Source organism: Chryseobacterium culicis, from assembly GCF_002979755.1.
In the GTDB taxonomy this organism is placed as follows: Bacteria; Bacteroidota; Bacteroidia; order Flavobacteriales; family Weeksellaceae; genus Chryseobacterium; species Chryseobacterium culicis_A.
This window is the reverse complement of record NZ_PCPP01000001.1, coordinates 1,376,667-1,403,275: the sequence shown is the minus strand read 5'-3', so window position 1 is coordinate 1,403,275 and position 26,609 is coordinate 1,376,667. Positions and strand designations below refer to the sequence as shown.

General features: G+C 36.5%; 24 protein-coding genes. 17 read left to right on the top strand and 7 right to left on the bottom strand.

Going from position 1 to position 26,609, the window contains the following annotated elements; genetic code table 11:
* Positions 1-19 precede the first annotated feature (19 nt).
* From CQ022_RS06545 to CQ022_RS06525, 5 genes are all read left to right on the top strand, one after another.
* Positions 20-3,715, top strand: coding sequence for a phosphoribosylformylglycinamidine synthase (locus CQ022_RS06545; protein WP_105680652.1), 3,696 nt, complete (start codon positions 20-22; stop codon positions 3,713-3,715).
* The gene (locus tag CQ022_RS06540; protein WP_105680651.1) at positions 3,693-4,109 is read left to right on the top strand and encodes a ribonuclease inhibitor; all 417 of its coding nucleotides are present in this window, start codon (positions 3,693-3,695) and stop codon (positions 4,107-4,109) included. Before CQ022_RS06545 ends, CQ022_RS06540 begins: the two co-directional genes overlap by 23 nt.
* 514 nt (positions 4,110-4,623) lie before the next feature.
* Positions 4,624-5,253, top strand: a complete 630-nt coding sequence (locus tag CQ022_RS06535) for an SGNH/GDSL hydrolase family protein (RefSeq protein ID WP_105680650.1) — start codon at positions 4,624-4,626, stop codon at positions 5,251-5,253.
* A complete protein-coding gene (locus CQ022_RS06530; RefSeq protein WP_105680649.1) occupies positions 5,253-5,585 on the top strand; it encodes a gamma-glutamylcyclotransferase family protein in 333 nt (110 codons plus the stop codon). The genes CQ022_RS06535 and CQ022_RS06530 overlap by 1 nt, the downstream gene beginning before the upstream one ends.
* Before the next feature lie 207 nt (positions 5,586-5,792).
* Complete coding sequence (locus CQ022_RS06525; RefSeq protein WP_105680648.1) at positions 5,793-6,251, top strand: GyrI-like domain-containing protein; 459 nt, start codon at positions 5,793-5,795, stop codon at positions 6,249-6,251.
* Between the two features lie 143 nt (positions 6,252-6,394).
* Here the strand turns inward: CQ022_RS06525 and CQ022_RS06520 are convergent, their stop codons facing one another.
* Positions 6,395-6,748, bottom strand: a complete 354-nt coding sequence (locus tag CQ022_RS06520; protein WP_105680647.1) for a diacylglycerol kinase family protein — start codon at positions 6,746-6,748, stop codon at positions 6,395-6,397.
* 184 nt (positions 6,749-6,932) lie between these two features.
* On the opposite strand from CQ022_RS06520, the gene dnaN reads away from it, so the two are divergent.
* From dnaN to CQ022_RS06495, 5 genes are all read left to right on the top strand, one after another.
* Complete coding sequence (dnaN, locus tag CQ022_RS06515) at positions 6,933-8,063, top strand: DNA polymerase III subunit beta (RefSeq protein ID WP_034699704.1); 1,131 nt, start codon at positions 6,933-6,935, stop codon at positions 8,061-8,063.
* Positions 8,064-8,266: 203 nt separating this feature from the next.
* On the top strand, positions 8,267-9,097 hold the full coding sequence (locus CQ022_RS06510; protein ID WP_105680646.1) for an AraC family transcriptional regulator: 831 nt from the start codon (positions 8,267-8,269) through the stop codon (positions 9,095-9,097).
* 63 nt (positions 9,098-9,160) lie between these two features.
* The gene (locus CQ022_RS06505; RefSeq protein WP_105680645.1) at positions 9,161-9,778 is read left to right on the top strand and encodes a DUF417 family protein; all 618 of its coding nucleotides are present in this window, start codon (positions 9,161-9,163) and stop codon (positions 9,776-9,778) included.
* A 207-nt stretch (positions 9,779-9,985) separates the two neighbouring features.
* Positions 9,986-12,388 (top strand): phenylalanine--tRNA ligase subunit beta, encoded by a 2,403-nt coding sequence (gene pheT, locus CQ022_RS06500; RefSeq protein ID WP_105680644.1) that lies wholly within the window; start codon positions 9,986-9,988, stop codon positions 12,386-12,388.
* Between the two features lie 547 nt (positions 12,389-12,935).
* Positions 12,936-13,346 (top strand): META domain-containing protein, encoded by a 411-nt coding sequence (locus CQ022_RS06495; RefSeq protein WP_105680643.1) that lies wholly within the window; start codon positions 12,936-12,938, stop codon positions 13,344-13,346.
* A 49-nt stretch (positions 13,347-13,395) separates the two neighbouring features.
* Here the strand turns inward: CQ022_RS06495 and CQ022_RS06490 are convergent, their stop codons facing one another.
* The 6 genes from CQ022_RS06490 to CQ022_RS06465 form a co-directional block, all read right to left on the bottom strand.
* Positions 13,396-13,635 carry a hypothetical protein gene (locus CQ022_RS06490; RefSeq protein WP_002977986.1) on the bottom strand — a complete coding sequence of 80 codons (240 nt, stop codon included), beginning with the start codon at positions 13,633-13,635 and terminating at the stop codon, positions 13,396-13,398.
* A gap of 51 nt (positions 13,636-13,686) precedes the next feature.
* A complete protein-coding gene (locus tag CQ022_RS06485) occupies positions 13,687-14,577 on the bottom strand; it encodes a 3-hydroxybutyryl-CoA dehydrogenase (RefSeq protein WP_185126801.1) in 891 nt (296 codons plus the stop codon).
* A 10-nt stretch (positions 14,578-14,587) separates the two neighbouring features.
* A complete protein-coding gene (locus tag CQ022_RS06480; RefSeq protein WP_105680641.1) occupies positions 14,588-14,998 on the bottom strand; it encodes a hypothetical protein in 411 nt (136 codons plus the stop codon).
* 31 nt (positions 14,999-15,029) lie between these two features.
* Positions 15,030-15,908, bottom strand: coding sequence for a CGA/CIA family class A beta-lactamase (bla-A, locus tag CQ022_RS06475; protein WP_105680640.1), 879 nt, complete (start codon positions 15,906-15,908; stop codon positions 15,030-15,032).
* A 66-nt stretch (positions 15,909-15,974) separates the two neighbouring features.
* Complete coding sequence (locus tag CQ022_RS06470; protein WP_105680639.1) at positions 15,975-17,705, bottom strand: cellulase family glycosylhydrolase; 1,731 nt, start codon at positions 17,703-17,705, stop codon at positions 15,975-15,977.
* A gap of 360 nt (positions 17,706-18,065) precedes the next feature.
* Positions 18,066-19,028 (bottom strand): Gfo/Idh/MocA family protein, encoded by a 963-nt coding sequence (locus CQ022_RS06465; RefSeq protein ID WP_105680638.1) that lies wholly within the window; start codon positions 19,026-19,028, stop codon positions 18,066-18,068.
* A 133-nt stretch (positions 19,029-19,161) separates the two neighbouring features.
* On the opposite strand from CQ022_RS06465, the gene CQ022_RS06460 reads away from it, so the two are divergent.
* The 7 genes from CQ022_RS06460 to CQ022_RS06430 all read left to right on the top strand — a co-directional run bounded on the left by CQ022_RS06460 (position 19,162) and on the right by CQ022_RS06430 (position 26,098).
* On the top strand, positions 19,162-19,809 hold the full coding sequence (locus CQ022_RS06460; RefSeq protein ID WP_105680637.1) for a hypothetical protein: 648 nt from the start codon (positions 19,162-19,164) through the stop codon (positions 19,807-19,809).
* 101 nt (positions 19,810-19,910) lie between these two features.
* Entirely contained in the window at positions 19,911-20,561 is a 651-nt protein-coding gene (locus CQ022_RS06455) for a protein-L-isoaspartate(D-aspartate) O-methyltransferase (RefSeq protein ID WP_105680636.1), read from the top strand.
* A 323-nt stretch (positions 20,562-20,884) separates the two neighbouring features.
* Positions 20,885-21,871 carry a 2-hydroxyacid dehydrogenase gene (locus tag CQ022_RS06450; protein WP_105680635.1) on the top strand — a complete coding sequence of 329 codons (987 nt, stop codon included), beginning with the start codon at positions 20,885-20,887 and terminating at the stop codon, positions 21,869-21,871.
* Positions 21,872-21,920: 49 nt separating this feature from the next.
* Positions 21,921-22,214: a hypothetical protein gene (locus CQ022_RS06445; protein WP_105680634.1), complete on the top strand. Its 294-nt coding sequence runs from the start codon at positions 21,921-21,923 to the stop codon at positions 22,212-22,214.
* Between the two features lie 343 nt (positions 22,215-22,557).
* Entirely contained in the window at positions 22,558-24,543 is a 1,986-nt protein-coding gene (locus CQ022_RS06440; protein WP_105680633.1) for a urocanate hydratase, read from the top strand.
* A 16-nt stretch (positions 24,544-24,559) separates the two neighbouring features.
* Positions 24,560-25,102, top strand: coding sequence for a Crp/Fnr family transcriptional regulator (locus CQ022_RS06435; protein ID WP_105680632.1), 543 nt, complete (start codon positions 24,560-24,562; stop codon positions 25,100-25,102).
* 234 nt (positions 25,103-25,336) lie between these two features.
* Positions 25,337-26,098: an MBL fold metallo-hydrolase gene (locus CQ022_RS06430; RefSeq protein ID WP_105680631.1), complete on the top strand. Its 762-nt coding sequence runs from the start codon at positions 25,337-25,339 to the stop codon at positions 26,096-26,098.
* Positions 26,099-26,609: the final 511 nt, after the last annotated feature.

Below are 26,609 nucleotides of genomic sequence, written 5' to 3'. Positions count from 1 at the left end.
ATTAAAAATCTGACATCTAATGTCTAATAACAAAAGAATTTTCGTAGAAAAAAGAGGAATTTTCGATGTTGAAAGTCCAAAAATTTTTGATGAAGTAAAAGCGGTGGTTCCGGCAGTTCAAAGCGTGAAAGTATACAATGTATATGATATTTTCAATTTGAATGAAGGAGAATTTGAAAAAGTGGTGAACAACACTTTCGTAGACCCTGTTACTGATATTTTACATACAGAAAACCCTGCAAAAACAATTCATTTCGGAATGGAATTTTTGCCTGGTCAGTATGATCAGAGAGCAGATTCTGCACAGCAGTGTATCGCTTTACTGACAGAAAATGAAAAATCAAAAGTAAGAAGTGGAAAATTAATCGAATTTGAAGGAGTTTCTGAAGCTGACTTGGTTAAAATCAAGGATCTTTTGATCAACAAAGTGGAATCTCAGGAAAAAGACTTATCTATTTTGGATATTCCTGCAGATGAAACCCCGTCAAAAGTGATCATCCACGAAAATTTCATCAATTTCAATGATGCTGAACTTGAAAGTTTCTATAACAATCATGGTTTTGCATTAGGATTGGATGACCTGAAATTCATTCAGGAATATTTCAAGACTGAAGAGAGAAATCCTACGGAAACAGAACTAAAAGTATTAGACACATATTGGAGTGACCACTGTCGTCACACGACTTTTGAAACAGAATTGTCAGACATTCAGTTTGAAGGTCAGTTCAAACATACATTGGAAACGATCTTCAATGATTATATCGAAAAAAGAAAATTCTTAGGCCGTGAGCTGAAGCCAATTTCCCTAATGGATCTGGCAACAGTATGTGGTAAATATTTCCATAAAACAGGGAATCTGGATAACCTTGTCATTTCTGATGAGATTAATGCATGTACCATCCAGATCGAAGCTGAATATGATGGTAAAAAAGAACCTTGGTATTTATTATTCAAAAACGAAACACACAATCACCCTACAGAAATTGAACCGTTTGGTGGAGCATCAACGTGTTTGGGAGGAGCTATCAGAGATCCATTATCCGGAAGATCTTTCGTTTTCCAGGCGATGAGATTAACAGGGGCTGCAGACGTTTTAGAATCAGTAGACCAAACATTACCAGGGAAATTACCTCAGAAAACGATTACAAAACAGGCAGCCAACGGATATTCATCTTATGGTAACCAGATTGGTCTTGCTACCACAATGGTTTCTGAAATCTATGACGAAGGGTATAAGGCGAAAAGAATGGAAGTAGGTTTCGTTACCGGAGCTGTTCCTGTAGATTGGGTAAGACGTGAGAAACCTGAAAATGGTGATTCAATTATCATTTTAGGAGGAGCAACAGGTCGTGACGGAGTAGGAGGAGCAAGCGGAAGCTCAAAAGAGCAGGACGAGACTTCAATCCACACTATGAGTTCTGAAGTTCAGAAAGGAAATGCGGTAGAAGAACGTAAAATTCAGAGACTGTTCAGAAACCCTGAAGTAACGAAGCTGATTAAAAAGTCAAATGACTTCGGAGCAGGAGGAGTTTCTGTAGCGATCGGTGAGATTGCAGACTCTTTAGAAGTGAACCTTGATGTATTACCATTAAAATATGAAGGATTAAACGGAACCGAACTGGCTATTTCTGAATCTCAGGAAAGAATGGCGGTAGTTGTAGATCCTCAGGATAAAGAAAAATTCATCAAATTCTGTGAAGCTGAAAACATTGTTGCTGTAGAAGTGGCAAAAGTGACAGATTCCGGAAGAATGCAGATGTTCTGGAAAGGAGACAAAATTGTAGACCTTTCAAGAGCTTTCTTAGACACCAACGGATGTTCAAAATCTCAGGAAGTGAAAATCACTCACCTTGAAGACGTAAAAGAAGAAACGAAAGCTTTCAACGCAGAAAACTTCCTGAACATCTTAAAAGATAAAAATGTAGCTTCCCAAAAAGGGCTATTGGAAATGTTTGACTCTTCCATTGGAGCGACTACAGTAGCGATGCCTTTAGGTGGAAAATATCAGCAGACCTTAATGGAAGGAAGTGTGCAGACACTACCGATTTTAGGAGCAAAAGATATTAAAACTGTTTCTTTGGCGAGCTGGGGATTTGATGCTGAAATTTCAAAACAAAACTCACTGTTAGGATCATCATATGCTGTAGTAGAAAGTGTTGCGAAGATTGTTGCCATGGGAGGTGATTATAAAAACATCAGACTAAGCTTCCAGGAATATTTCGAAAAATTAGGGCAGAATCCTGAGAAATGGGGGAAACCTTTAGCTTCACTTTTAGGAGCTTATGATGCTCAGATCAATTTAGGTCTTGCGGCGATCGGAGGTAAAGATTCCATGAGTGGAACATATCAGGATCTGAATGTACCACCCACCCTGATTTCTTTTGCATGTGCCAACGGAGATAAAGAAAATATCATCTCTCCTGAACTGAAAAATGCAGGAAACAAACTGTATTTCTTCAATCATGTTGCTCAGGAAAGCGGACTTCCAAACTATAATGCTTTAAAAGACGTTTTTGAATTCATTTTCGAAAACATCAAAGCAGGAAAAATCGTTTCTGTGAAAACAGTGAAAGAAGGAGGTCTTGCGGTAGCATTAGCAAAAATGAGCTTCGGAAACAGATTAGGTGCTGAGGTTAATGCTGATGAAAATGTAGTATTAGCTAAAAATATCGGTAGCTTAATCATTGAAGCAAAAGAAGAATTAAGCTTTGCTACTCTTCAGTTGATCGGAGAAGTAAAAGATTCTGGTATGGTAAAAATCAACGGTCTTGAATCCAATATCGTAGATCTTGTAGCTGCTAATACCAATACATTCGAGAATCTTTTCCCAACAATAGAAAAAGAAAAGATCACGGTTGAAATTGATGAAAAATCAAACTCAATCCACCCAAGAAATATTATCATTAAAAAACACGGAATCGCACAGCCTAAAGTTTTTGCTCCGGTATTCCCGGGAACCAACTGTGAGTATGATACGCTGAATGCATTCCAGAAAGAAGGTGCTGTAGTAAGCAGCTTACCTTTGATCAATATCAACCACCAGTTACTGGATGAAAGCATTGATGCTTGGGTTGAAGAGATCAGAACTTCTCAGATTCTGGCATTCTCAGGAGGTTTCTCCGCAGGGGACGAGCCGGATGGTTCTGCAAAATTCATTGTTAACGTTCTGAAAAACGAGAAAATGAAAAATGCAGTTCATGAATTATTAGACAGAGACGGAATGATCATTGGGATCTGTAACGGATTCCAGGCGCTTGTGAAGTCAGGATTGTTGCCTTACGGAAGAATCAAAGATCTGGATGAAAACTCTCCTACATTAGCTCACAATGCTATCAGAAGACACATCTCTCAGATGGTAACTGTACAGGTAGTGAATGATGAAAGCCCTTGGTTAAAAGGAATGAAAGGTCAGACTTTCACTATTCCGATTTCTCACGGAGAAGGACGTTTCATGGCTTCAGAAGAAGAGATCAAAAAGCTGTATGAAAATGGGCAGATTGCAACCCAATATATAGACTTTGATGGAAACATCGCCCACGGGATGCCGTTCAACCCGAATAACTCATTATTCGGAATCGAAGGAGTTACGAGCCCATGTGGAAAAATCTACGGAAGAATGGGCCACCCGGAACGATTTGCAGAAGGTCTTATGAAAAATATACCTACCGCGAATTATCACAACATATTTAAAAATGGAGTTGAATACTTCAAATAATAATACAAGAAAAATGATCGTCATCCATGGCGGTCATTTTTCGTCTTTAGGAGGTTTCTATGAAGAAGTTTCCAATGTTCTGATGAAAGATACGGATTGGAAAGTAGGAACGCTGGATGGCTTTGATGATATTCTATACGGTGGTTTCGGAGTATTTGAAAACAAAGAAGAAATTGAAATCATCTGGAAAGAATCACAGAAATCAAAAGAAGACCTGGGCTTTACCGCCACCCGTGAATTTTATGAAAATAAAATCAAACAGGGAAAACCATTCAATATAGAACTGATTCAACAGAAATTAGATGATTTGATTGAAGGAAAAGGACAGTCCCTTTTTGAAATCCTTGTGGAAATTATACAGTCGCATACCAATATTACATTGAAGATGGAATAATGAGCAATGAGTAATTAGAAAAACCTTAAACCATTAAGAATAGTAAAGTTTTTAAGACAAGTTAAGATTCATTGCTGATGAATAAAGGGTTTTGCTTCATAATAGCTTCAGCTGTTCCCTTAACTATTCTTCACTCCTTACAAAATCTTAATGGTTCAATAATTTTATAATTATTGTGTTACATCAGCTTCATAAAATCAACTTGTTGATTCTTTCTTTGCTTTCTGGAATCAAGCGGATAGCAATAAAATCTTTGCGTCAAAAAGCAGTATATATTTAAACCATTAAGAACAGTAAAGATTTTAAGGCAAGTTAAGATTCATCAGCGATGAATAAAGCAGTCTGCTTAATAATAGCTTCAGCTGTTCGCTTAACTATTCTTCACTCCTTACAAAATCTTAATGGTTCAAATAAAAATTCAGCATAGATTCCTATAAATTCAACGGTTGATAATCATTAAATAATTTTTTCTTAATACTTTTACTTCAACAAAACAGGAAACAATAAAAGTGGAATGAAGAAAATTATTTACGGGCTGTTCTTTGGTGACAGCATTACCTATGGGGAATATGATGGTGTTTTTGGAGGTTGGGTAGATATTTTGAAAAGATATGCCTTACAGCAATTTCACGAAGGAAATGGAGATGAACTGATTCTCTTCAATCTCGGAATAGGAGGAGAAACTACGGAAGGCTTACTGAAAAGAATTCCTCACGAATTAGACGCAAGAAATTCCCCTGATGGAAATATTGTTTTTCTAAGCTATGGAGCCAATGATCTGGCTGTGAAGGAGGGAATACAGATGGTAAATCCTGAAAAATTTAGAAACAATATTAAAAAAGCTGTTGAATATGCCAGACGATTCTCCAATGAGATTTATCTTGTAAGCATTCTTCCTTTCTCTCAAAAAATAGATGGAGTTGTGGTGAGTTCTGGTAAAAAAAGAATCAATGAAGATGTCGTTGCTTATAATCAGATTCTGAAAAATATTGCAGCCGAAGACTCTTTGACGTATATTGATTTTTATTCTGCTTTTCTGGATGATAAAGAGATTCTGCTTTCAGCAGACGGTGTACACCCTAATGAAAAAGGCTATGGAATGATGGCCGAAATCGCAATCCCAATCATTGAAAAACATTTATAATGCCGCATTTATTTTCTTACGGAACCCTGCAGAAAGAACAGGTTCAATTGGAAAACTTTGGAAGACTTTTACAAGGTGAAAAAGATATTTTATCCGGCTACAGATTAAATATGCTTGAAATTACAGATCCGGAAGTGCTGCGAAAAAGCGGTCAGAAATACCATCCGGTTTTGGAGTTTTCAGGAAATGACAACGATCAGATAGAAGGAGTACTTTTTGAAGTGACAGAAGCAGAAATTCTTCAGGCAGATGAATACGAAGTGGATGATTATAAAAGGATAGAAACAGTTTTTAAATCCGGAAAGAATGGATTTATTTATGTGGGAAAATAGTCATTGCGAGCAAAGCGAAACAAACTCAACAAACGTTACTATTCAAATTTACAGGACAAATTGCATTCAATAGGGGTGGGCTTTAGCCCACCCTTTCCATAAAACACAAATCCACGGCTTTAGCCAAAACTTAAAATACACCAATACTACTGACATACCCTTGTCACAACCTGTCCTTATCTTTGTCTTATAACAAAAAATCAAGAAATGAATAACGTGAAAGTAGAACCTTTTAAGGTAATCGGTATTTCAGTAAGAACCACTAATGAGAATGGACAGGCAGGAAAAGATATTCCGGTATTATGGGAAAAAATGATAAGCGAGGATATTCTCAATGCAATTCCGAATAAAGTAGACCGTACTATTTACTCCATCTATACGGATTACGAAAAAGACCATACCAGGCCTTATACCACAGTTCTTGGATGTAAAGTAGAAAATCTTGACACTATTCCGGAAGGAATGGTAGGCTATTCTTTTGAGGGTGGAGCATATGTGAAATTTACCGCAAAAGGAGATCTGTCAAAAGATCTTGTGATCAATGAATGGATGGAAATCTGGCAAATGGATTTAGGAAGAATATTTACAGCCGATTTTGAAATCTATGGAGAAAAAGCACAAAATCCGTCAGATGCAGAAGTTGATATCTTAATTGCTGTGAAATAAAACGCAGAAAAATCTCTTGCCTTTACAATTGTTTGAACTGAAGATGTGACATTCCCCTCCCTCGGAGGGGTGGCAAAAATTCAAAGAATTTTTGACGGGGTGGTTTAAAATGTCCAACTCCCGGCTTCTTTCTTCCAGCTCAGCTAAAAAATATATTTCCAGTACACCAGAATTCCGACAATCACGGATGCAATGGCTGTCAGCATTACAGCTCCAGCGGAAATATCTTTAATAAAGCCGATTCTTTTGTCGAAATTAGGTTGAATGATATCACAGATCTTTTCAATGGCTGTATTGAAAATTTCGGCACTTAAAACAGCAAATGAAGCGATGAAAACCAATGCTGCATCTGTATTACTCAGTCTGAAATAAAAAATAAAAAAGAGATTCACAAAAAATACTAAAAGTTCAATCTGGAAATTTCTTTCCGTTTTAATCATCAGAAAAATACCCCTGAAAGCATTGAGAAAACTTTTATGGATAGGAGGTTTTTGCATGATTTTGAACTTTTCAGACAAAGATAGTCTTTGTATTTTGATAAAAAAATGAATCTCCCAAGAAATACAAGCATAATGTCAAGGCTCAAAACAAATTAAGGATCTTTGTGAAAAACTCCTCTATATTATTCTTTTCTTTGTTGTATCTATTTATTATATTTGTAGAAACTTATTTTATAAATCTATGAAATTTATTATTTCAAGTGGTGAACTGCAGAAGGCGTTGCAAACTGTAAGTGGCGTAATATCAAGCTCTCAATCGAGACCGATTTTAGAAAACTATCTTTTTGAATTAGACGGAAATAATGTTACCATTACAGCATCTGACGGCGAGACAACTCTTGTTACTTCTCTGGAAGTAAAGTCTGATGATACAGGTAAATTTGCTGTTCCTGCTAAAATTTTTCAGGATTTTATCAAGACATATGGTGAACAGCCTTTAACATTTGTTGTAAAAGACAATGCGGAAGGAACGGGAAGCCAGCTTGAGATTTTAGATGAAAAAGATAATTTCGCAGTAGCATTAGACAATGCTGATGACTATCCTGAATTGCCAGAATTTGACGCTTCACAAAGCGTAACGATGCCGGCAGGAGTATTGTCTGAAGCTTTGACAAACACACTATTCGCTACAAGTAACGACTCTCTTCGTCCGGTAATGACAGGAGTTCTTTTCCAGTTTGGAGAAAACGAAACCAATTTCGTTTCTACAGACTCCCACAGATTGGTGGTGTACAAAAGAGCAGATCTGATGAATGCCGAACCGATGGAGTTTATCATGCCTAAAAAGCCTCTTAACATTTTCAAAAATATTTTGGCTAGTTCCAATGAAGACGTTACCATCGACTTCAATGAGAATATGGCTAAGTTTACTTTTGGTAAGCATATCTGGATCTGTAGACTGATTGACGGAAAATATCCTAATTATACAGCGGTAATTCCAAAAGAAAATCCAAATGTATTGACAATCAACAGAAACTTATTACTAGGAGCGATCAAAAGAGCATCTATCATGTCTAATAAATCTACCAACCAGGTAAGATTCAAGCTTTCCGGAAATATTCTTCACCTTCATGCAGAAGATACTGAATATGCAAACAAAGCAGATATGCAGATTCCTTGTGATTACAACGGAGAAGATATCAATATCGGGTTCAGCTCTAAATTCTTAACTGAAATGCTGACAATCTTAGGATCGGATGATATCACTATGAAAATGTCTCAACCTAACAGACCTGGGATCATCGAACCTCTTGACGGTCTTGAAGAAAATGAAAATATCTTAATGTTATCAATGCCGGTAATCGGATTGTAAGATTAAGATCACAAATAATAGAAAGCCGGAATTTTCCGGCTTTTGTTTTTATGGAATATTGGTAATTCCTGAAAGAATAGAAAATATGTTTTTTGTTTAAAACACGAATTACACAAATTTTTTCACAAAAATCACAAATGGGAACCATACGGATCGTGTTATTTGTGGGTTATTAGTGTCATTAGTGTTTAAAATTGCTCATCATGAAAATAAAAATACAGTCTTATCATACCTCAGATTTTCCTTCAGAATTGACTACGGAAAACTATAGTGTCATTCTGTGGAAAGGAGCTGGTGTTTTCTCTGTAGATGATATCAACTATTCGTACAGCGGATATAATATTCTGTTTCTTTCCCCTTACCAGAAGGTTAAACTGGCTTCGGAATCTGATGAGACTATGCATATGCTTTTCTTTCATGGTGATTATTACTGTATAGAATATCATAAAGAAGAGGTAGCATGCAACGGATTGCTTTTCAATAATATTTATCTCAACCCAGGCATTGAATTGTCAGAGAAAAACTATCATTATATTCTTGAGCTATTTAATCATATTGAAAAAGAAGAATCTGAAAAACATCCGTTCTCTGAATCCATTATCAAAACCTATATCCAGCTTATTCTTGCTATTGGAAGTAAACAGAAAAGCAGTATGGAAAACACTGCAGTTTCTCATGATAAGCTACCTAATAAAAATGCTGCAGAATTTCAGAAACTGTTGGAAACCCATTTTAAAAATGAAAAAGAACTTTCTTTTTACAGTGACAAACTGAGCATCACCAATAATACATTAAGTAAAGCGGTAAAGAAGGAATTTACCAAAACACCTACTCAGATTATTAATGAAAGAATTATTCTTGAATCTAAAAAACTGTTGCATTTAACCTACAGATCTGTCAAAGAAATTGCTTCGGAACTTGGCTTTGCAGATGAGTTTTACTTCAGCAGGTATTTCAAAAAATCGGTAGGATGTTCCCCAAAGAAATACAGAGAAAAAGTAGGAATCTCGGTAGTGGCGAAAATGTCCATGTAATGTCCTCAAATATCTATGTTGGAGCGGTAAGCATGTGAATACCTTTGGTAAAAAATAAATCACATGCAGAACAACCGTATTTACCACCGTTTATTACAATTGGATACTTACTTTTTCAATTTTCTAAGAATTTCAATTTTCATTGTTATGGCCTGGATTGGAGGTTTAAAGGCATTTCATTATGAAGCGGATGGAATTGTCCCTTTCGTTGCCAATAGCCCTTTGATGAGTTTCTTTTACAAAAATGCAGATCATAAAGTTTTCAATGAAGATAAAAAGCTTGTTGCAGAATATACTCTGTATAAAAATCCTGAAGGAAAAGTGATCCAGAAAAATATCGACTGGCATAAGGAAAACAGAACGTATACCTTTTCCTATGGTTTGGGATCAATGATTGTTGTAATCGGATTTTTGGTGCTGTTAGGAATCTGGTTTCCTAAAATAGGAGCCGTTGGAGGTGTTTTAACATTTTTAATGTCATTCGTCACGCTATCATTCCTCATAACAACGCCGGAAGTATATGTACCCAATCTGGGTGGAGATTATACGACTCCTCAGTATGGCTTTCCCTATCTGTCAGGAGCAGGACGTTTGGTTTTGAAAGATATTATCATGATGGCCGGAGGGTTGGTATTATTTTCTGACAGCCTGAAGAAGATCGTAAGACCGTTGGCCCAATAGATTCCCGAATCCGTAACAGAAGGATTAACGAAAATTTATTATCTTAAAATCGCTTCTAAATTTCTCTATTTCTCAAAAAAACACGACATTTGTAGCTCGAAAAATCATACCGGAATAAGGTGTGGAATTTCAAATAAAAGTTTCAAAATAGAGCAGGTGAACTCTTATAACTCATCTGACGAATTAAATAAGTAGATAGATTAACAAATGAAAATATCAAACAACTGGCTGAAGGACTTTGTAAAAACGGAATCAAAAACTGAAAGAATCGGTGAATTCCTTACAGATATTGGTCTTGAGGTTGAAGGGATAGATAAATTTGAAAGTGTAAGAGGCAGCCTGGAAGGAATGGTTGTAGGTAAAGTACTGACTTGCGAAAAACATCCTAATGCTGACAAACTGAAGAAGACAACAGTAGACGTAGGAAACGGAAAAGTGTTGAACATTGTTTGCGGAGCTCCTAATGTAGATGCAGGACAAACTGTTCCTGTAGCCGTTGTCGGAACTAAAATCTATGACAAAACCGGAAACTTTTTTGAAATTAAAGAAGCAAAAATCAGAGGAGAGGTTTCTCAGGGAATGATCTGTGCAGAAGATGAATTAGGTCTTAGCGAAGATCACGGAGGAATCATGGTGCTGGATGAAACCAAATATGAAGTGGGGAAAAACTTCGCTGACTATTTTGAGCTTACCAATGATGAGGTTTTTGAAATCGGATTAACACCCAACAGAACGGATGCTATGTCTCACTATGGTGTTGCCAGAGATTTACATGCCTATCTTTCTACCAATCAATTGAAATCTCAATTCAATAAAGTAGCTTCTGAAGTTTTGAATAATGAGGGAACTCATGATTTCAAACTGGAAATTGAAGATGCTGAATTGTGTCCAAGATACATCGGAGCTGTTATTGAAAACGTGAAAGTTGCAGAATCTCCATCTTGGTTAAAAGACAGACTGAAAGCCATTGGACTTAGCCCAATCAATAATGTTGTAGATATTACCAACTATATTCTTCACGGGTACGGACAGCCGCTTCACGCCTTTGATGCTGATAAAATTGCAGATAAGAAAGTGAAAGTAGGGGTTGTAAAGCCGGGAACAAAGTTCACTACTTTAGATGGTGTTGAAAGAACATTGAATGGTTCTGAAATCATGATCAAAGACGGTAAAGATAAGCCAATGTGCATTGCCGGAGTATTTGGTGGTGAGAATTCAGGAGTATCTGAAACAACGAAAACAATATTCCTTGAAAGTGCTTACTTCAATCCGATTGCTGTAAGAAAAGGAGCTAAAGCGCACAGCTTGAATACCGATGCTTCTTTCAGATTTGAAAGAGGAGTAGACCCGAACCTTACAAGAACAGCCATCACTCACGCTATTAAAATGATTCAGGAAATTGCTGAAGGAAAATTAGTGGGAGAGTTACTGGAAGAATATCCTAAGAAAATAGAAGATAACTATGTGATTATCAGATTCTCTAAAATTGAGCAGATTTTAGGAACAAAGATTCACAGAGAAAAAGTAAAGGAAATCTTAAAAGCGTTGGAAATTCAGGTATTAAATGAAATTCCTAACGGTTTTGAAATCTCTGTTCCTGCTTACAGAGCAGATGTAACAAGAGAAATTGATGTGATTGAAGAGATTTTAAGAATCTACGGATACAATAAAATTGATGCGCCACAGAAGTTTTCATTTACGCCGGTTAAGCTGAGTACTAACGATCAGGATGAACTGGAAAATAACTGGGCAAGAACTTTACAAAGCATTGGCTTCAATGAAGTCATGAACAATTCATTGACTTCTGTAAAAGATGAAACGGATGCGGTAAAACTATTGAATCCTTTAAGCGGTGATTTGGCGTTCATGAGAAAGTCTTTATTGGAAGGACTTCTTCAGAATACAGTTTATAACATCAACAGAAAGAATCAGGATATTAAATTCTTCGAATTAGGAAAAATTTATCACAAAAAAGATAAATACGAAGAAAGAAAACAATTGGCATTATTGGTTTCCGGAAGAGATGTTTCCGAAAACTGGCTTCAGCCAAAGTCTGCTGTAAGTTTCTATAACCTTAAAGCGTATGTAAAAGTTTTATTGGAAAGACTTGCGGTAGATTACAAAGAAGTTGCTCTATCTGATGACAGATTCTCTGATGCTTTGGCATATGAGGCAGAAGGTAAAACGTTGGTAAGAATCGGAAAAGTAGCTCCAGCTTTGCTAAAAGACTTTGATATTGATCAGGAGTGTTTCTATGCAGAAATTGAACTGGAATATGCTCAGGAATTGCGTTCTAAAAATGAATTGAAATTCAAAGACATTCCGAAATTCAACAAAATCAGAAGAGACTTAGCTTTACTGATTGATAAAAATGTAAACTATCAGGATTTATATCAGACTGCTAAAAAGAATAAATCTTCGTTCATTAAGAGCATCAACCTGTTCGACGTGTATGAAGGGAAAAATCTTCCTGAAGGTAAGAAGTCTTATGCTATGAGCTTTGAGCTGTTAAATGAAGAAAAAACACTGGAAGAAAAAGAGATTACCGAAGTAATGGACTCTCTGATTAAAGCTTTCCAGAAAGAATTCAACGCAGAGTTGAGATCTTAATACTTGAAAATACTTATTTCATTATAACTAAAACGGACTTAAAAAAAGTCCGTTTTTTTTTGTTTTTAATCTTTTAAGAAAATGTATTCATATAGTAAGTTTCGGCTAAAGCCCATTGAATATTGGTTGTAAGCAAAAACGGGCTAAAGCCCGTTCCTATTGAATTGTGTTTTATTGCATATTTTCTTATGATTCGGTAGCGGTCTATCCACAATCTTTGTCACTCCGTAGGAGTCTCGGCGCAGTACGTTTTCAGATACTAAGTATAATATAGATTTTTTCAGAATGACAAAATTACTGTTGAAATTTTATCAAAGATAAAATCCCTGTGTCTTAGAAGCGTTCCTCATTAAAATTATTTGCGTCTTTGCGTTTTCCAACTTTTAAGCTTTAGAATACCAGTTATGATAATGAATAATGCTTTTTATTCCTACAATTAGACCGGAAAAATATTCAAAATATCAACTGTTAAAGAATAATAAAATTCTTGGCAACCCGTTTAAATAATATAATTTCCGTAAATTTGGGTTAATTCAAAAAGAAAAAAATGAAAAATCTTTTTTTAAGTATATGTACCGCTGCAGTATTAGCTTCTTGTGGATCAATGACAAGTCCGTCTGCGTCTAAAGTAGGGAAAGCTCAGCCTGTTCTTACCAATACCAAATGGACTTTGGCTGAAACGGTAAAAGGTAAAGTTCCAACATTGAACATTGAAGGAGAGAAGATCACAGGAAATGCAGGATGTAATAACTATTTCGGAGCGGCTACAATAGATCCGTCTACTGGAAGTTTTACTGCAGGACAAATGGGATCTACAAAAATGATGTGCAACAACATCGGAGTAGAGCAGAATTTTATGGATATGATGGGAAAAGCAAACAAATATGTGATTTCCGGAAATACTTTAGAATTGTATAAAGACAATCTTTTACTATTGAAATTCACAAAATCAGAATAAAAAAACAAAAGGAACTCAATTGAGTTCCTTTTTTATGTTTAGAGTGTTATTAATCTTCCTCTTCTTCGTCGTACTTAGCCAATTCTTCGTCGCACCATTTGAACGCTGCTTCTACTACTTTAGTAGCCTCGTCTGCCATCGTTTCTTCATCATCACCTTCAAGATCATCTAACCACTCAACTTCTTCTTCCTCAACGTTTAAGATAAATCTTGGATATTCTGTATGAACCACGAATAGATCCTCTGGAAATTCCGAATTATCTGCTAATAAAAACTTTGGTAATTTCATTTTTTTAATGTTTTAACTTTCTCAAAGATAATTAAAATTATTGATTTAAGATTACTTCAAAAACATTTTTGAAACTTTTTCAGCTTTTTTGCTTTCAGAATAATCGTAAAACCCTTCTCCTGATTTTACACCCAATTTTCCGGCTGTCACCATATTTACAAGCAATGGGTTCGGAGCGTATTTAGGATTTTTGAAACCGTCATACATCACATTCAGGATCGCAAGACATACATCAAGACCGATAAAGTCTGCAAGCTGAAGAGGACCCATCGGATGAGCCATTCCCAATTTCATAACCGTATCAATTTCTTCTACACCAGCCACACCGTTATAAAGTGTTTCAATAGACTCATTGATCATAGGCATTAAAATTCTGTTGGCTACAAAACCAGGATAATCATTTACTTCTACAGGAACTTTACCCAATGTTTTGCTCATTTCATAAATGGAATCAAAAGTCTCTTTGGAAGTAGAATATCCTTTGATAATTTCTACCAGTTTCATAATAGGAACCGGGTTCATGAAGTGCATCCCAATTACTTTATCAGCTCTTTTCGTAGCTGCAGCAATTTTTGTAATAGATATAGATGAGGTGTTGGTTGCAAGAATACAGTTGGCAGGAGCCAGTTCATCCATCTGACCGAAAATCTTCAGTTTAAGATCTAGATTTTCCGTAGCAGCTTCCACAATAAGATCAGCAGAACCTGCGGCATCATTCAATGCTGTAAAAGTAGTGATGTTACCCAGTGTTTCAGCTTTTTGCTCCTCTGTAAGGTTTCCTTTTGCAATGATTCTGTCAAGATTGGTAGTAATGGTTTTTAAACCTCTGTCCAAAGCGTCCTGGGATACGTCTACAAGATTTACTTTAAAACCGCTTTGTGCGAAAGTATGTGCAATACCATTTCCCATGGTTCCCGCTCCGATAACTACAATGTTTTTGATCATTTTTCCTTTATTTTTTATAGATAGTTAAATTTTTTACGTCTGCAAGTTCAGATTGTGTAACAACAGCTGTGGAATCAAAGAAAACATTTCCCACACTTTGACTTTTCTTATTGTTGTTCTGGTTGGAAACAGCAGCTGTTAATCCTCTTACCAGTCTTTTTTTCTGATTCTTGGTAAGAAAATCAGTGCCTACATATAATGTATATTCGCCCTCTCTGCCTCTTCCTTTTTGGATCAGGATTTCCATGCTTTTTATCTGGCTTTTATTCTTAAATTCTTTCAGAAAGCTCATGACAGGTTTATCAGATGCAGGACCACAGCATACACTTCCGTAGCTGATCTCTAAATAATTCTGATTCTTCTGCGAATAAAAGAATGTGAAAGCCAATAGAGCTGTTGTTATTATTATTTTTTTCATGTTAAATCGCTTTAAAAATAAGCTTAAAATTTTACTTATTAAAATATTCCCAAACCTCCCTGGAAATATCCGAAATCATCCTGCAGTTAACCGCATCGGTTTCCATTGAATTACTGACAAATACAGCTAATGCATAATGTTTGCCATTAGGTAAAGTAACGATTCCTATTTCATTTTCTGCCCCCGTTAAACCTGCTTTATTCTTCCCGGAAGCTCCCGTTTTTCTTGCGACAGGAGTGTTTTTGGGAAGTTGCTCCACCATTTTGTTCAATCCCGTTGAAGTAGACCACATTACTTTCATCAGATAATCCGTAGATTTTTTTGATAATAATTTCCCATCATACAGTTTTTTCAGGGCATCAACCGCAGATTTTGTAGTGCTGTAATTCTCATACTGAACATTCCAGTCCTTATGCATGGCTTCTTCATTATATTTGATCTGAAATCCTTTTATCCCTTTTGAATCCATAAACTTCTGAACAGTCTGGGTTCCTCCCAATAATTTGAGAAGAATATCACAGCCGTTATTGTCGCTTCTGGCAACCGTATATTCAATCACTTCACTTAACGGAATTTCAACATTTCCTCCGGGATATTGATCACGAAGCGGCGACCATGTATTTTCTAATAAATTGGACTTGTCCAGTAGAACTTTCTGACCCAGAGAAAGCTTTCCCTGATCTACAAAATTCAGAACTGCTGCTGCAATGTGAAATTTAAATACACTTTGCATCGGAAGCTTTTTGTCTGCATTTTTATCATATTTGAAACCATTTTCAAAACCTAAGACAGAAACTCCTACAGTGGCTTTTTTGTTCTTAAGAATTGAATTTATTTTTTGTTCCAATAGTGATGTCTGAGCAAAAGTGAATGCTGAAATCAGAAGAAAAAGAAGGGCTGTTTTTTTCATAATAATGTAATTAAAAAAGCTCTCTTTCGAAGACCGGAAGAGAGCTGCAATTTAAGATAATTATTACTATTTTAGTTCAAAATAATTCAGATTGGCACCATCATTTTCAAAGAAAATTCTGATTTTGTTTTCCCCTTTCTTAAGGCTGATATTTTTTGCAGAAACTGTTTTCCAGTTCTCATTTCCTCCGGTGGATGCCAGTGATACTGTAGCTAAGACTTTTCCGGAAGCCGTTTCAATTCTTATTTTAGAATCATTGGCTGCTGCATATCGGATATCCAATGTATAAGTTCTGTCTCCTTTTGATTGAACAGTATATTGAAGCCATTCTCCGGATTCTGTTTTTCCTACGTAATATTGATTAGTAATCTTGTCGTTACACTGATAAATATCGACCCCATCATTTCTCATCTGCTGTCCGGAATTCCATTCTGATCTTTTAGCCGGATCACTTACCCAAAGATTAATGAAATCCTTATCAAGATACGCAGCACCCATTCTTCCCAAATCATATTCCGAAGTGAAAATTCTTCCCGGAGCCTGATGATTTCTGAAGGGCTTTGTGGATGCATCCGTGATCTGTCTGAACATCGCATCAATCACATCTCTCTTAATTTCCGTATTGTTCAGCTTATAATTGTCGGCAATCTGTAATAAAGCTTTTTTTGCATAATCTTGAGAAGGTTTTTCACCACCGTTCTTCCAGTAATCCAATAGCTTTTCATATTCAGGAGTAGTCTTCACATTGGTAATTCCTGCAATATTGTCAATCTTTTTCATAGGCCAAAATGCATACCCGATGTTGTGTTTACCCAAAAGCTGGATCAGTTCCGTAAACCATACATTGGAATTCTCACCGGTTTCTCCAAGCCAGATAGGAATATTGTATTTCTCCCTAAGATCCAGAGCAAATTTCAGTGTCTGATCATCATTATAGTTCCAGTATTTATGGAAGCTGAACGCCATATTATCGTCCCATAGAGCTGGCAATCCGTTATAGTTATTTCCCCATCCGTTTCCTTCAATGAAAATAAGATGCTTTTTATCAACCTGTCTGATGGCTACTGTAATATCCTTCTGAAGTTTCCAGAGCGGGGCATTGGACATTTCATCAGTGCCATTCGGATTTTTCCCTGTGAAATTGATGTTAGGTTCATTAATTAAGTCATAACCTCCAATCCAGGGACTGTCCTTGTATCGTTCAGCCAGCCTTTTCCATAGGGCAACAGTTTTTCTCTGATTCTCCTCATTAGCCCAAAGCGATGGTTTTGACTTATCGTTATCAGATATATTGGCATCGTTTCCCTGCCCGCCCGGAGCAGCATGAAGGTCTAAAATCAGGTAAATTTTATTATCAGCACACCATTGGAGCAGGTCATCAGTCATTTTGAAACCTTCCTCCAGCCATGTATCTTTTCCTTTTGCGGGTTCTTTTTCAATAGGTAGTGTATAAAGATTGTAATGCATCGGAAGCCTGATAGAATTGAATCCAGCTTTGGCTAAAAAGTCAATATCCTGCTTGGTGATACCATTTTTAAGATAAGCTTTGTAGAACTCATTCATTCCATCTTCACCAATTAATTCAGCAATTTTCTCTTTAATCTTATACTGAGGTCCTGCAAAATCAGCAGTTTTCAGCATATATCCTTCCTGAAGCATCCAACCGCCAAGCCCAAGACCTTTCAATTGAATATTTTCACCTTTATCATTAACGATTTTTTGTCCTGAAGTCTTCAGTAATTGTGATGTCCCAAATTGAGACAATAAAAGTGCAGATAATAGAATGGCTCTTTTCATAGTAGTTTCAATGGTTTAAAATAATAGGGAAATATTAGAAATTATAATGAATGATGACAGCACAAGATGAACCTGTATTCAGCTCATTGAATTTGCCCGATATCCATATATGTAAAACAAAATCTTTCAATACTTTATTGAATTATTCCTCAAATATATTGTTTTTTTATTTTGAAAAGGATTTTTTATTAATAAATCAGTAATTATTGATGAAAAGTTTTTATTCTCTTGATATTTAAGAACAGAGATTTATTGCCTCAATTGTGAACCCCAGAAATTAAAAATGCTATCTCATAACCAATTTCTTCTGATTAATAAGATAGCATTATCTCTGTTGCTGTTCAGGAAAACAGTATATTTTTAACTGATCAGTTTCATAATTTCTAAAGCCACTTTCAAAGCTTCAGTTCCGTCTTCAAGAGAAACCTCTACATTTTTGTCGCCTGTGATAGCATCTGCGAAAGAATTTAATTCATCCAAAATAGCATTGTTAGGCTGGATATTCGGATATTCAAATAGAATCTGGTTCTTTTCTCCCTCTGCATTTTCAATGATCATATCAAATGGAGTAGGGTTTTCAGGAGCATCCTTCATTCTGATTACTTCAGCCTTTTTCTCAAGGAAATCAACAGAAATATAAGCATCCTTCTGGAAGAATCTGCTTTTTCTCATTGCCTTCATAGAAATTCTGGAAGTCGTAAGGTTCGCTACACATCCGTTCTCGAACTCTATTCTTGCATTGGCAATATCCGGAGTTTTACTTACTACACAAACACCGCTAGCATGAATGTTTTTCACTTTAGATTTCGCAATACTTAATAAAATATCAAGATCGTGAATCATAAGATCCAATACCACAGAAACATCCGTACCACGTGGATTAAACTCTGCCAGCCTGTGGATTTCAATAAACATCGGATTGCTGATATATTCCTTAGTCGCAATAAAAGCTGGATTGTATCTTTCAACGTGTCCTACCTGTGCTTTGATTCCTTTTTCCTGGCACAGACGAAGAATTTCTTCCGCCTGCTCAAGAGTCTGGGTTACCGGTTTTTCAATAAAGAAATGCAGCCCTTTTTCAATGGCTTTTAAAGCATAATCATAATGATAAACTGTTGGCGTGACAATATCAAGCATGTCAATCTGCTCCAATAAATCATCGAAATTTTCAAAATAGGTATACCCGAATTCGGCTTCTAATTTCTTTCCGTTTTCAACATCTTTATCATGGAAACCTACAAATTCATATCGATCTGATTGATTAAGAAGTTTTAAATGTATTTTCCCCAAGTGTCCGGCACCTACCAAACCTGCTTTTAACATAGCTGTATTAAATTTTTGTAAAGATAGTGAATGTACATTTATAAAATACATGACTTTTCACTTGGAGATATTCAAGACTGAACACGTTTATTCATTTAGGAAATTACAGTAAATTCACGGTCAGAAAATAACTATGAAAAGAATAATTTCGATTTTATTCATCTTGGGATTATGTACTGCAGGATGTATAGGAGATAGTCCATATGATCCGCAAGCAAAATGTGGAACTCCAACAAACCTGATATTTGAAAAAGGAAATAACCTGCTTTCGTGGAAGATTATTAGTCAGGGCGAAGGATATTATGAAATACAGTATGGCGAACATGGTTTCTCTTTAGGAAAGGGAACCACAGTTGTCACCTATAAGAATTCCTATAATCTCCCTCTCTATAAGGATAATAAATATGACCTGTATGTGAGAAAAAATTGTGGGTTAGGCAATGGACAAAGCAACTGGGCGGGACCTGTTACTGTTTTGGCCAGCAATACCACAACTTGTATAAAACCAGGGTATGCAACGTATTCAAAAACAGCCTCTTCTTTGAATTCTTCTATTTTTGAAGCTACAGTATCCTGGGAGAATGATGGGGTTTCTGCATATGAAACGGTCTTAACGACCAGTTTTGTGCCACCGGCAAGTGGAGAATTAGTGATTGCAGGTCAAAAAGCCATTTATGTAGGGTTAAGTAAAACAGTGAATTATAACTTTTTTGTGAGAAAAAGATGTGCTGACAATACCTTCAGCGATTTTTACGGACCTTATCCGATAAAGTGGAATTAAGAAATAAAAATAAAGCAGTCATTTTTTGATTGCTTTATTTTTGTGGATAATTCTTTGCTTCAATTTCTGAAATCTAATTTCTAATTTCTTACTTTTGTCAAATGCAGGATTCGTTTGTACATAAAGGAAAAAGAAAGATTTTAGTCGATTATCTTCGAAACAGAATTGGAATTTCGGATGAAAATGTACTTTCGGCAATGAGTGAAGTTCCAAGACACCTTTTTATCGAGAGTATTTTTGAAGATTTTGCCTATGAAGACCGGGCTTTCCCGATTCTGGCGCATCAAACAATTTCCCATCCCTCCACGGTAGCGGAACAGTCTGAACTGCTGAAGGTAAAACCAGGCGAAAAAGTATTGGAAATTGGAACAGGATGTGGATACCAGACTGCTATTCTAATGACGATGAAAGCTCATGTTTACACGGTAGAAAGACAGAAAGACCTTTTTGATTTTTCTAAAAAGAAACTCAGAGAACTTCATCTGTTTCCAAAATTCCAGAGCTTTGGAGATGGCTTTGCCGGACTTCCTACTTTTGCTCCCTTTGATAAAATTATCGTAACCTGTGGTGCTTCCACATTGCCTACGGAACTTTTAAAACAACTGAACGTGGGAGGAATCATGGTAATTCCATTAGGCCCGACAAATGAACAGGTTTTATACCGATTTACCAAAGTAGGCCCTACAGAATTTGAAAAAGAAGAATTTGGAGCGTATAAATTTGTTCCGATGCTGGGCAATACCAATCAATAATTGTATCAGACAAGCGGAATTGGTAGATGCACTGGTCTCAAACACCAGTTCTTTTCTATACCAATCTTATCATTAGGAACGAAACGTAATCCTTTTTTTATTAATGAAAATTACCCAAAATTTAAAATCTTTTAACTCCATTTCGGAATGAAAATTGATGGAATTAAAACCCCCAGTATAAAATCACCATCACAGAAAATAGAATAGATCTTGAATAGAACATTCAGATGAAAAGAAATAATTTTTTTTAATATTAAAGTTCAATAACCTTACTTTTTGCGAGTGAGGTTTTTTTATTTAAAAAATCATTAAACAATAGTACAATGAAAGTTTTTATCAATAAAAGAATTCCGGAAACAGGAATTAAAATGCTGGAAGAAGCAGGACTGGAAATACTATTTCCGGAAAAAGAAAACCTTTCTTACGAAGAATGGATGAGCTACTGTAAAAATGCAGATACCCTCCTGAATGTAGGTGGAGACTTCAGATATGATAAGAATTTTTTTGATGCCTGCCCCAATATCAAAGCCATCGCTCTGTATTCTGTAGGATTTGATCATGTAGACATTAAAGAAGCCACTCAAAGGAACATTCCGATAGGAAATACTCCGGATGTTTTGAGCAGAGCAACTTCAGATGTCGCATTTTTACTGATGCAGGCTGTGGCAAGAAGAGCAAGCTACAATTTCCAGAAAGTGAAAGAGGATAACTGGGGAACATTTGATCCTTTACATGCTTTAGGACAGGAACTGTACGGAAAAACACTGGGAATTTTTGGTTTGGGGCGTATTGGTTACGAAATGGCCGAAAAGTCAAAAAAAGCTTTTGGGATGAACATTATTTATCACAATCGCCACTCCAATAAAGAAGCAGAAAAGGAGTTAGACGCAACCTATGTTTCTTTTGATGAACTGATTCATAAATCAGATGTGCTGAGTGTTCATGCCAACTTTACCCCTGAGCATAAAGAGCTATTCAATGAGTCCATATTTGAACAGATGAAACAGAATGCGATCTTTATCAATACAGCCAGAGGAGGGTTTCACAACCAAAAAGATCTTTATCAGGCGCTTGTTGATAAGAAAATCTGGGGAGCAGGCCTGGATGTTACCAATCCGGAACCTATGTCCGCAGATGATCCTATTCTTGGACTTTCCAGTGTCTGTATTCTTCCGCACATCGGATCTGCTACGGTTGAAGCCCGAAATGGGATGGCTAGACTTGCCGCAGGAAATATCATCGCGTTTTCGAAAAATGAAAAAATGACAAATTGTGCAAATCCTGACGTTTATTCTGATCATTCATCATAACTTGGAATTATTTTTGTTCTGAATATATAAACCTAAAATCTTAAATAGTATGGCACCAGAGAAAAATATTAATGAACAGAATAAAAGGTTAGAACAGATGGATTATAACCCGAACGAAGATATATTTAAGAGAGAAAAACATATTTCGCTCGATGGAGACGGAAATCCTATTTTGGATGAAGATTTTGACGATGATAAAATTGATAAGGGATTAGATATTCCCGGAGCAGAAGATGATGATGAAATGGAAGAAATAGGAGAGGAAGATGAAGAAAATAATTATTGGAGCCTCAGCGATAATGAAGATGACCATGAAGAAGAAAACGATGATGTTTTAACCTAACATTTGATAATAACAGACTAAGCCTTGCTGAATTTCAGTAAGGTTTTTTTATGTGAAATAACAACTAATATGGGTAAGGGCAATTTCCCTCCCTTGGAGGGGAATTCAGGTGCATTTATTCAAATATAGTATTTAATATCAAATGACGGCTGGTTTACAGTTTTCATAATTTTGCCTAAACCCTAAACCCTAAACCCTAAACCCTAAACCCTAAACCCTAAACCCTAAACCCTAAACCCTAAACTTTAAACCATTCTTCCCTTCCCCTCTTGCCTATATTTCCTATTTTGAATATCTTTAAAACTTCAAACATTGTTTAAAACATAGATCTTTAAATAGCAATATGACATTCCAAGAACAGATACAGCAGGGGATTCCTAATCAGCTGCCACAACCAAAACCATACGAAACCAATATCAACCATGCTCCGAAGCGTAAAGAAATTTTAGGAGAAGAAGAGAAAAAACTGGCATTGAAGAATGCATTACGTTATTTTGATCCTCAGTTTCATGCAGAACTGATTCCTGAATTTAAGCAGGAACTGGAAGATTACGGAAGGATTTATATGTATCGTTTCCGTCCGGATTATGAAATGAAAGCAAGGCCTATCACAGACTATCCCGGAAAATCTGAGCAGGCAAAAGCGATTATGCTGATGATTCAGAATAACCTGGATTATGCCGTAGCACAACACCCTCATGAATTGATTACTTATGGTGGAAATGGAGCGGTTTTCTCAAACTGGGCTCAGTATCTGCTGACCATGAAGTATCTGTCGGAAATGAGTAATGAACAGACGTTGGTAATGTATTCAGGGCATCCGATGGGGTTATTCCCGTCTCATAAAGATGCTCCTAGAGTGGTTGTAACCAATGGAATGATGATCCCGAACTATTCAAAACCGGATGACTGGGAGAAGTTCAACGCGTTGGGCGTTACCCAATACGGGCAGATGACTGCGGGAAGTTATATGTATATTGGTCCACAGGGAATTGTTCATGGAACAACGATTACAGTGTTAAATGCATTCAGAAAAATTAAAAAAGAGTCGAAAGGAGGTCTTTTCGTAACTTCAGGATTAGGGGGAATGAGTGGAGCTCAGCCAAAAGCAGGTAATATTGCAGGCTGTGTTACTGTATGTGCTGAAGTAAATCCGAAGATTACAAAGATCCGTCATGATCAGAAATGGGTGAATGAAATCCATGAAGACCTTGATGCTTTGGTAAAAAGAGTAAGAGAAGCACAGGCCAATAAAGAAACCGTTTCTTTGGCTTACCTTGGAAACATTGTTGAGGTTTGGGAGAAATTCGATCAGGAAGATTTAAGAATCGATATCGGATCAGATCAGACATCCCTTCACAATCCTTGGGCTGGTGGTTACTATCCTGCAGGACAAAGCTTTGAAGAATCTAATACAATGATGGCAGAAAACCCTGAATTATTCAAAGAAAAAGTTCAGGAAACTTTGAGAAGACATGCTGCAGCCATCAATAAACATACAGAAAAAGGAACGTATTTCTTCGACTACGGAAATGCCTTTCTATTAGAAGCTTCCAGAGCCGGAGCTGATGTAATGGCAGAAAATCCGACATTGGGCAGAGAGTTTAAATATCCAAGTTATGTTCAGGACATTATGGGACCTATGTGTTTCGATTACGGTTTTGGACCGTTCCGTTGGGTATGTTCCAGCGGAAATCCTGAAGATCTGCAGAAAACAGATGATATTGCATGTACAGTATTAGAAGAAATGGTTAAAAACTCTCCTGAAGAAATTCAGCAGCAGATGAAAGATAATATCCAGTGGATTAAGGGAGCACAGGAAAATAAACTGGTGGTAGGTTCACAGGCAAGAATTCTTTATGCAGATGCTGAAGGAAGAATGAAAATTGCAGAAGCCTTCAACAAAGCTATTAAAAATGGAGAAATAGGTCCTGTCGTATTAGGGAGAGACCACCATGATGTTTCAGGAACAGATTCTCCTTACAGAGAGACTTCCAATATCTATGACGGATCAAGATTTACAGCGGATATGGCCATTCATAATGTGATTGGTGACAGTTTCCGTGGGGCTACCTGGGTTTCCATTCACAATGGTGGTGGAGTTGGCTGGGGAGAAGTTATCAACGGAGGTTTCGGAATGCTGCTTGACGGAAGCGATGATGCCGACAGAAGACTGAAATCTATGCTTTTCTGGGATGTAAACAACGGAATTTCAAGAAGAAGCTGGGCAAGAAACGAAGGTGCTATTTTTGCGATTAAAAGAGCAATGGAAGTAGAACCGAATCTGAAAGTGACCCTTCCCAACCTTGTAGACGAAAACTTATTGTAATACATAAAATTCAACAGTGGCAGTCATCAACAAACAACTGTTTTCACACCTGAACGTAGAGGATAGTGATCCTGTATGGGAAAAGTTTGCTGAGGTTGAATTTATAAAGAAAACTCAATTTCCGGACAATAGAGCCTATCTTGTAGAAGACGGGCTTGTCCGGAAATATTACATCAACAGTACCTCAGATATTGATACTGAAATCTGTGCAGAATTTTACTTTCCCGGTGATATTTTTACAGTCGAGGAAAAAACCTCTGATACAGTTTACGAATCTCTCAACAGTGGCTTGGCCTGGGAAATCACTCTGGATGAGGTAAAAGATCTGTTTGCTGTAAACCCACACTGTCGTTTTGTACAGAACTACTATTTGAGCAGAAAGCTCAATGCGGCTATGAAAAGAGAAATGTTGCTGTTGAAAAATACCCCTCAGGATCTCTATGAATACCTACTGAAAAACAAACCTCATTACATACAGAATATTCCTTTGAAATACCTTGCTTCCTATATTGGCATTACGCCTATTTCCTTAAGCCGAATCAGGAAGCGTATTCTGTAAGAAGCTGGAAGCTGGATGAGGGGAGCTGGAAGTTATTTCCAGTCTTCATATTTTCTGTAGGTTTTAATAATTAATTTGGAAAATTATTGTAAATAAAAGAGAGGAATAGTTGTTCTATCACCTCAATAACTTCCATCTTCCATCCTCCATCTCCCATCCTCAAAACATCCTCATTAATTATCTTTTGTTTATTGTCTTGCCTTCCGTAAGTCTTTTCCTTTGCTAAAAAAGAATATGGAAATACAAAAACTAAACTGGGCAGGCATCCGCCTCACTTCTCACAACAAAACGATCTTAATAGATGCCGTAGAAGATTTCTCTTATTATAAACCTGTGTTGGGTGATGCTGTAGAAAATCTTTTAGCATTTTCAGATCATGTACAGGCAGACTACATCCTGTTTACGCATATGCACCTTGATCATTTTGATAAAAGGGTAATCCAAAAATGCTTAAAGAAAGATGGAAAACTGATTGTCTATGCAGGGCTGGAAGCCATTGTAAAAAAGCTGGTAGAAGATGTTGAAATTATTACTCTGAATCTTGACGAAACCTTTACAGAAAATAATATCACCTTCAAACCCGTATTTGCCATGGATGGAATAGGAGAAATACAGTCTTCATGGATTGTTGATGATGGAACCACAAAGATCTTTCATGGTGGAGATACCATCTGGCACAACCAGTTCTGGAAGTTTGGAAAGGAAAACCCAAACATAGACTATGCCTTTTTACCCGTAAACGGAGTTGTAGTGAACTTTGAAATCATCGGGTTGGAATATAGTCCGGTTCCCGCTTCCCTTAATCTGAAAGAAGCCTTTGCGGCAGCCCATCTTTTACATGCTAAAAAACTGATTCCCATTCATTACGGGTTATTTGCACACGAGAAATGCTATATTCCTCATGTATTTGATGAAAATGATATGAAAAGCGTTGCAGAGGAATTAGGACAGAAGTATATAACCTTGAAAGATGGTGCTATACTGATAGAATCTTAACTGATAGTAGTAAGGAAACTGTCATTCTGAGTGAAATGCAATGGAATGAAGAATCTCAACATCAGTAGGAACGGGCTTTAGCCCGTTTTCTTTTGTACATAATATGATTGGCTTTAGCCGAAATTTAAAATTAAGTTTTTTTTGTATTCTTCTTTTTTATATCGGGCTAAAGCCCAATGCTATTGATGTTTTTATCGTGTTTTATTTCTTTTTGTAATAAGAGTTTAGTGTCCTTCGGAAATACAAAATGAGCGCTTAGATTATCCACACAGTTTGTCATTCCACAGGAATCTCTGCTTTCTCAAGTAGTTTTAGATTCCATGCTTCACTTCGTTTCGCTCTGAATGACAACCATGGTGTATATTTTAATGTGTTTTTAAAGGATCAATCTTACTCACACAATTATCGGAAAACTTTTTAGCGTCCTCTTTGTCATTCCGTAGGAATCTCAACAGATATTAGATATTTGAAAAACTTGTGCCTCTATGATTCCCCAACAAAAAATCACATG

Coding starts and splice junctions, on each gene's coding strand:
- CQ022_RS06530 (WP_105680649.1), top strand. CDS start 5,253: ATGCCGCATTTATTTTCTTACGGAACCCTGCAGAAAGAACAGGTTCAA.
- CQ022_RS06450 (WP_105680635.1), top strand. CDS start 20,885: ATGAAAGTTTTTATCAATAAAAGAATTCCGGAAACAGGAATTAAAATG.
- CQ022_RS06480 (WP_105680641.1), bottom strand. CDS start 14,998: ATGAAAAAAATAATAATAACAACAGCTCTATTGGCTTTCACATTCTTT.
- pheT (WP_105680644.1), top strand. CDS start 9,986: ATGAAAATATCAAACAACTGGCTGAAGGACTTTGTAAAAACGGAATCA.
- CQ022_RS06430 (WP_105680631.1), top strand. CDS start 25,337: ATGGAAATACAAAAACTAAACTGGGCAGGCATCCGCCTCACTTCTCAC.
- CQ022_RS06440 (WP_105680633.1), top strand. CDS start 22,558: ATGACATTCCAAGAACAGATACAGCAGGGGATTCCTAATCAGCTGCCA.
- CQ022_RS06445 (WP_105680634.1), top strand. CDS start 21,921: ATGGCACCAGAGAAAAATATTAATGAACAGAATAAAAGGTTAGAACAG.
- CQ022_RS06510 (WP_105680646.1), top strand. CDS start 8,267: ATGAAAATAAAAATACAGTCTTATCATACCTCAGATTTTCCTTCAGAA.
- CQ022_RS06505 (WP_105680645.1), top strand. CDS start 9,161: ATGCAGAACAACCGTATTTACCACCGTTTATTACAATTGGATACTTAC.
- CQ022_RS06460 (WP_105680637.1), top strand. CDS start 19,162: ATGAAAAGAATAATTTCGATTTTATTCATCTTGGGATTATGTACTGCA.
- CQ022_RS06525 (WP_105680648.1), top strand. CDS start 5,793: ATGAATAACGTGAAAGTAGAACCTTTTAAGGTAATCGGTATTTCAGTA.
- CQ022_RS06535 (WP_105680650.1), top strand. CDS start 4,624: ATGAAGAAAATTATTTACGGGCTGTTCTTTGGTGACAGCATTACCTAT.
- bla-A (WP_105680640.1), bottom strand. CDS start 15,908: ATGAAAAAAACAGCCCTTCTTTTTCTTCTGATTTCAGCATTCACTTTT.
- CQ022_RS06540 (WP_105680651.1), top strand. CDS start 3,693: ATGGAGTTGAATACTTCAAATAATAATACAAGAAAAATGATCGTCATC.
- CQ022_RS06470 (WP_105680639.1), bottom strand. CDS start 17,705: ATGAAAAGAGCCATTCTATTATCTGCACTTTTATTGTCTCAATTTGGG.
- CQ022_RS06495 (WP_105680643.1), top strand. CDS start 12,936: ATGAAAAATCTTTTTTTAAGTATATGTACCGCTGCAGTATTAGCTTCT.
- CQ022_RS06520 (WP_105680647.1), bottom strand. CDS start 6,748: ATGCAAAAACCTCCTATCCATAAAAGTTTTCTCAATGCTTTCAGGGGT.
- dnaN (WP_034699704.1), top strand. CDS start 6,933: ATGAAATTTATTATTTCAAGTGGTGAACTGCAGAAGGCGTTGCAAACT.
- CQ022_RS06455 (WP_105680636.1), top strand. CDS start 19,911: ATGCAGGATTCGTTTGTACATAAAGGAAAAAGAAAGATTTTAGTCGAT.
- CQ022_RS06465 (WP_105680638.1), bottom strand. CDS start 19,028: ATGTTAAAAGCAGGTTTGGTAGGTGCCGGACACTTGGGGAAAATACAT.
- CQ022_RS06490 (WP_002977986.1), bottom strand. CDS start 13,635: ATGAAATTACCAAAGTTTTTATTAGCAGATAATTCGGAATTTCCAGAG.
- CQ022_RS06545 (WP_105680652.1), top strand. CDS start 20: ATGTCTAATAACAAAAGAATTTTCGTAGAAAAAAGAGGAATTTTCGAT.